The following is a 5,400-nucleotide window of genomic DNA, read 5'->3' as shown; positions in this document are numbered from 1 at the left end:
CCCATATCGCCGCGCCAACGTCATGGACTGCACCGCGCTCGGCTGGGGTTCAGTCATTCCAGTAGAGAGCTCCTTCCTCTTCATCGGGTCGCTGCTCCCCTCAGGCATGGAGAATGCGCCAGCGCTGAGTCCTATCAGCCTATTCATCGGCGCCTTTTACCCACTCACGCTGACCCTGGTCATGCTCGTCTCCGTCATCACTGGATGGGGCCGCCGATTCGAGGGCACTGACGGCAAAGTTGAGAAGAAACCCTCCGACGCAGCGATCCTGACCTCACCACACCTCGTCAACGACTGACTTCTACCATGAAAGGACCAAGGACTATGTCCCGTACCACTTTGACCCCGGAGCAGTTCCGCCGCAATTTCCCGGCGTTGGACACCGCGCCCCACTTCGCATCGTGCTCGCAGGGAGCACTCTCGGACCACCTGGCGCACACCATGCAACGCATGACGGGAAGCTTGATCGATACTCAGGCACCATGGGAGGACTGGGTTGGCAAGGTCGAGGAATACCGCGCACATGCCGGGTCTTACCTGGGCGTCAGTGGGGAGAACATTGCCGTTGTTTCATGCGCATCCGAAGGTGCATACCAGGCCGTGACCAGCCTGGATTGGAGTACCGAGCGCAACCAGCTGGTGACATCGGACCTAGAGTTTCCTTCGGTGGGTAATGTGTGGCGTTCTCAGAGGCAGAACATCGAGGTGCTAAATGTGGAGGGGATCGATGCCGGGCTGCACGCGGAAAACTGGATTCCTCTCATCACCGAGCGCACCAAGCTGGTCTCCATCCCACTGGTTAGCTACATCAACGGAACGCGCCCGGAGGTCGCTGCGGTCATCGCACATGCACATTCCGTGGGGGCCAAGGTGTTCGTGGATGCATACCAAGGCCTTGGAGTGGTTCCCGTGAACGCAGCCGAAATGAACTGCGATTTCCTGGTTTCCGGATCTCTGAAGTACATGCTCGGGCTGCCGGGCATCGCCATGCTCTATGTGAAGGACTGCGTCAATGTAGAAGTGAACGCGACACTGACCGGCTGGTTCGGGCGCGTCAACCCCTTCGCTTTCGATGCCGCAGCAGTGGATTATCCACGCAACGCCCGTCGTTTCGAAATGGGCACCCATCCAATCCCTTCCGCCTACGCTGGCGTTGCCGGGTTCGAGATGGTGGAACAGCTGGACAAGGAAGAAGCTTGGGCACATGTCGAGAGGCTCCGCGAGAAACTTGCAACCATGTTGAGCGGGCTCAGCCTGGATCTGGACTACCCGTCCGATCGAGATCACCGCGGCCCCGAAGTCGCCGTAGTCATGACGGACCCTGACACCCTTGGCCATCGCCTTTCCTCGGAAGCAAAGATCGGCTCCTCTCCTCGAGGGGAGCGCCTCAGGCTGTCCCTCCACGCGTACAACAACGAGGGCGATGTCGATGCCCTCGAGGCTGCACTGAAACGGATGCTCTAAGGGATCGGACGCTGCTCTTCTTACCTTTGCAACGGTGCGGGTCCCGTGTCATCGCCAAGGTAAGAAGAGCGTTCCTCACATGAACCATTCAGCGTCAGCCCATACCACGAGCTATGAGTGTTTCAGGTCCTCGGTCACGCGAGCCACCAGCTCGGAATCCAGGTGTCCCAAGTCCATCTGGTGATTGCGTCGAGTACCCATCGCCAACCGGTCCACGGCCTCGTTGAACACGTTCCCGTTGTGTCCCTTGACCCATTCGAACCTGACATCCAGCTGCCGTGTCTTCACCAGTAATTGCTGGAATTCCTCGTGGCAGCCACCCATGCCTCGCACGTTCTCGCCCTTCCAGCACTTGGTCAGCAGACGCACCGCACCTTTCGAATCGGAGCGCACCACCACGGTCCCCAGTTCAGGGACTCCCACGACGCTCTTCAACCCGTACATGATGGCCATGACCTCACCGATGAGGATGTGGTTGGTGTTGGGCAGGAACCGGCACTTCACCCGCAGAGGCAAACCGCCGCCCACGATCACCCAGCCGAGCCCCACGCCGGTTCGACTCGCTGTGGCGGAGGCATCCGTGTAGATCTACACCGTATCCGTATACATAAAATAAATCAGGGCCGTTTGGCGCATGTGCTCCGACAAGCGTTCCTTGGGCCCGTCCGGGATCCCATTGGCGCACGGGATCAGCGAACGCAACGTCTCCTCCAGCACGGTGGCGTAGCTGCCCAGGATCACGGTCCCCTCTGGCGAGTGGTCCAACACCGTCCGCACGAAGGCGTCCAGGTCCTCCGGGGTTTCCAACACACCGGAGACGATCCGCTCGTCGGTCTCCCCCGCCGTGCCCGGGATCAGCACCGACCACGCCATCTGCCCGAACACCGTGGAGATCCTGAATTTGACGGGGCTGAGACCGACCGCACGCTGCCGGACCCATGCATCAAGCATGGGCCTCGCAGTGGAGTGCACTTGGCTCGGTAGGACCATGTACCCATTAGGCCACCGCTGTCCGACATTTTGCGATCCAACATGCGGCACATTCTTGGATCGGTGTTCCATGCCCGACGGCTGGTGGCCGGCTGCGTAGCCGGCCACCAGCCGTCGGGCACAAGATCGCGTCCGCTCCGGACCGGAGCGGACGGCTCTGGGTGCTCAGCCCTGCTGGACACCGAACTTGCGCAGGTCCGGGTACCCGGTCACGGCCCAGCCTGCGTCCACCACGAGGTTGTGACCGTTGATGTAGGCGGACTCGTCCCCGGCCAGGAACACCACAGCGTTGGCGATCTCTTCAGGCTGTGCGGGACGATCCTGCGGAATGCGCTCGGAGAAGGCCTCCGAAACACCGGGAATGTCTGTCAGTGGCTTGGTCAGCGGGGTCGCGACCAGCCCAGGGGACACGGCGTTGACGCGGATACCGTACTGGCCAAGTTCCAACGCGCCCTGTTTCACGAGCATCGCCACCCCGGCCTTGGGAATGTCGTAGCCGACGCCGGAGAACATCGGCACGATGGAGTTCAAGGAGGCCACGTTGACCACAGACCCGGCCACGCCTTCCTTGATGAACTGGCGGGCGGCCAGGCGGGTGCCGTGGAAGGCGCTGAACAGGTTCAGTTTCACATCCCATTCGAAGACGTCGGTGTCGATGTCCAGCAGTGTGCCGGCCTCGTTGCCGGTCCACTGACCACGCTACTCCTATCAAACAGGTGGAGGATAGAGGGATACTGGTCGAGCAAGGGAGACAATGGTGCTCATGGATCCCAGACAGGAACCTGTGGAAGCCCGGCTGCAGGAGGCGGTCCTCGACCTCGCCGCGCGGACACCGATCGAGCGAGTCACGGTCACGCAGTTGGCGCGCGCCGCGGGATGCGGCCGGGACACCGTGTACCGCGACACCACCGATCCGGTGGACCTGTTGATCCGGGTCCTTGATGCCAAGCTCAACACGGTGGTCCCAACGCCTGGCCGAGGAAGCACGATCGCTGAGGGTGAGCTCGCGCTGTTGACGCATGTGTCCCAGTACGCAGCGGTGTATCGCGGCGCACTGGTGGAGGCGCCCAGCGGCCGCGTTCGCGACATGCTCGCCCGCGTGATCGCCAAGAACCTCACCTCCTGGCTGGAGCGCTACCCGGAGCTGGCGCCAGAGCCCGCTCCCGGCGCACCGGCCGAGCTCTCCCGAGAAATCCTGGTGGCGTACGCGGCCTCGGGAACCGTCGGCGCCCTCATGCGCTGGCTGGATCACGGCGATCTCGGTGACCCAGAACAAGCGACCACCATGATGTTGGCGGCTGCACCGCGCTGGTGGTGGGATCGCGAGGAGACGGAACGATAGCGGCACACAGCGATAAAATGGGATGAGCACACGCCCCTGAGAGAGGAACCCTGACCCACGTGAGTCCAACGTCGTCCACCTCCGGCCCAGCCGCCGCCGATCCGGGCGGCCACGGGCAACGATTCTGGCGCGAGCTCACCTCCATGTCCCCGTTGAACGGCGACATCCAGGTCGGCGTGAAGGCAGGCATCTGTCTCCTGGTCCCACTCCTGATCCTGTTGGGCCTGGGACGCCCGGATCTCTTCGGAGCCGTCGGCTTCGGCGCGTTCTCCACCCTGTTCGCCCGCAACATCCAGCCACGGGCCGCGTTGCGCATCCAGGCCGAAGGCGGTTCCGCGGTGCTCGGCGCCGTGATGCTCGGAGTAGCGATCTCCGCTTTCCTGCCGAAATCGGTGGCCGGGCTGTTCATCATCGCCGCGTACGCATCCGTCATCCAGCCACTGAATCAGGCCCGCGGCTGGCGCGCACCGGCCGGATTGTTCATGGGCTTTGCCGCCGGAGCGTTCTCCAACCTGAACGAGGTGACGTGGCCGTTGGCCGGGCAGATCTTCGCCACGGCGCTGGCCACCTCCCTGTTCGGTTTGGGCCTGACCTGGCTGCAGTCGCTTGGCAGAAACACCCCGGCCACGTCGCCCGCGCCGACGACCGTCCCCTACCGCAGCAAACTCTTCACCGCAGACACGGTCTGGATGCTGACCGCGGGACTGGTCGCCGCCCTGCTCGGCTGGTTGGTAACGCCGGAGCACGCATACTGGGCGCTGGTCTGTTCGCTGGTGCTGACCACCCGCCCGCTGCGCCATCGCTGGAAGATCCGCACGCTGCATCGCGTGCTGGGCACGGTGATCGGAGCGGTCATCGCCATGCCCTTACTCGTGTGGACCCCATCGCCCTGGGTCGCCGTGATCCTCCTGCCGCTGGTGCAGGCACTGACGGAGATCTTCGTGCTGCGCAACTACGCGGTTGGCGTCATGTTCATCACCGTGCAGGCACTACTGATGACGGTGATCGCCCACCCGGCCTCCGGTCCGGATGTGGCGGTGGAGAGGCTCCTGGCCACGGCCGTCGGCTTGGGCTGCGGCATCGTGACGATCCTGATCCAGCTGCTCGCGGATCGACGCCGCCAGCGGCACGGCAAAGACTGAGCAGCACAGCAGTGACTGCGCCACACATGCCCGACGGCGGGTGGTCGGCTGGAAGCCGCCCACCCGCCGTCGGGCATTTCAACGAAGGGGAGATCAGGCGCCCGCGCTGCCGTGTGCACGCACGGGGGTGGTCAAGGTGCCCAACCGATCGACCTCGATCTCCACGACGTCGCCGTCGTTGAGCAGCCACTGCGGCTCGCGGGCGTACCCCACGCCGGAGGGCGTGCCGGTGGCGAGCAGGTCGCCGGGGTGCAGGGTGAGCGTGTGGGATATGAGGGAGAGGGTGTCCCCCACGGTGTAGACCATCTCGCGGGTGTCCCCGTCCTGCACGGTCTCGCCGTTGACGCGGGTGCGGACCTTCAGGCCGTCGCGCAGGTCCCCGACGTCTGAGGCCGGGACCATGGTGCCCACTGGCCCGGAATTGTCCGCGTTCTTGCCCAGGATCCACTGCGAGGTGAGCAT

General features: G+C 63.8%; 7 protein-coding genes and 1 pseudogene. 4 read left to right on the top strand and 4 right to left on the bottom strand.

All coding sequences use genetic code 11. The features are described from left to right. Window positions 1–298: pseudogene (locus Q0A15_RS10905) on the top strand (Na+/H+ antiporter NhaC family protein); the annotation flags it as partial. 143 nt (window positions 299–441) lie between these two features. Next, window positions 442–1,464, top strand: coding sequence for an aminotransferase class V-fold PLP-dependent enzyme (locus Q0A15_RS10900; protein ID WP_291279553.1), 1,023 nt, complete (start codon window positions 442–444; stop codon window positions 1,462–1,464). A 111-nt stretch (window positions 1,465–1,575) separates the two neighbouring features. On the opposite strand, the gene Q0A15_RS10895 is transcribed toward Q0A15_RS10900, so the two are convergent. The 3 genes from Q0A15_RS10895 to Q0A15_RS10885 form a co-directional block, all read right to left on the bottom strand. Further along, entirely contained in the window at window positions 1,576–2,052 is a 477-nt protein-coding gene (locus Q0A15_RS10895) for a ribonuclease HI (RefSeq protein ID WP_291279555.1), read from the bottom strand. Beyond that, window positions 2,053–2,415, bottom strand: coding sequence for a hypothetical protein (locus Q0A15_RS10890; protein ID WP_291279552.1), 363 nt, complete (start codon window positions 2,413–2,415; stop codon window positions 2,053–2,055). Window positions 2,416–2,619: 204 nt separating this feature from the next. Further along, entirely contained in the window at window positions 2,620–3,117 is a 498-nt protein-coding gene (locus Q0A15_RS10885; protein ID WP_291279554.1) for an SDR family oxidoreductase, read from the bottom strand. Between the two features lie 100 nt (window positions 3,118–3,217). Here Q0A15_RS10885 and Q0A15_RS10880 point away from each other — a divergent pair, with 100 nt between their 5' ends. Then, window positions 3,218–3,796: a hypothetical protein gene (locus Q0A15_RS10880; RefSeq protein WP_291279551.1), complete on the top strand. Its 579-nt coding sequence runs from the start codon at window positions 3,218–3,220 to the stop codon at window positions 3,794–3,796. Window positions 3,797–3,855: 59 nt separating this feature from the next. Continuing rightward, entirely contained in the window at window positions 3,856–4,938 is a 1,083-nt protein-coding gene (locus tag Q0A15_RS10875; RefSeq protein ID WP_291279550.1) for an FUSC family protein, read from the top strand. Between the two features lie 93 nt (window positions 4,939–5,031). On the opposite strand, the gene Q0A15_RS10870 is transcribed toward Q0A15_RS10875, so the two are convergent. After that, the coding region (locus tag Q0A15_RS10870) for a fumarylacetoacetate hydrolase family protein (protein ID WP_291279549.1) at window positions 5,032–5,400 on the bottom strand (369 nt) is incomplete at its 5' end.

The sequence above is a fragment of the Galactobacter sp. genome (assembly GCF_022712295.1).
Classification (GTDB): domain Bacteria; phylum Actinomycetota; class Actinomycetes; order Actinomycetales; family Micrococcaceae; genus Galactobacter.
Note: the sequence above shows the minus strand (reverse complement) of the source record. Positions and strands in the feature narration are given on the sequence as shown.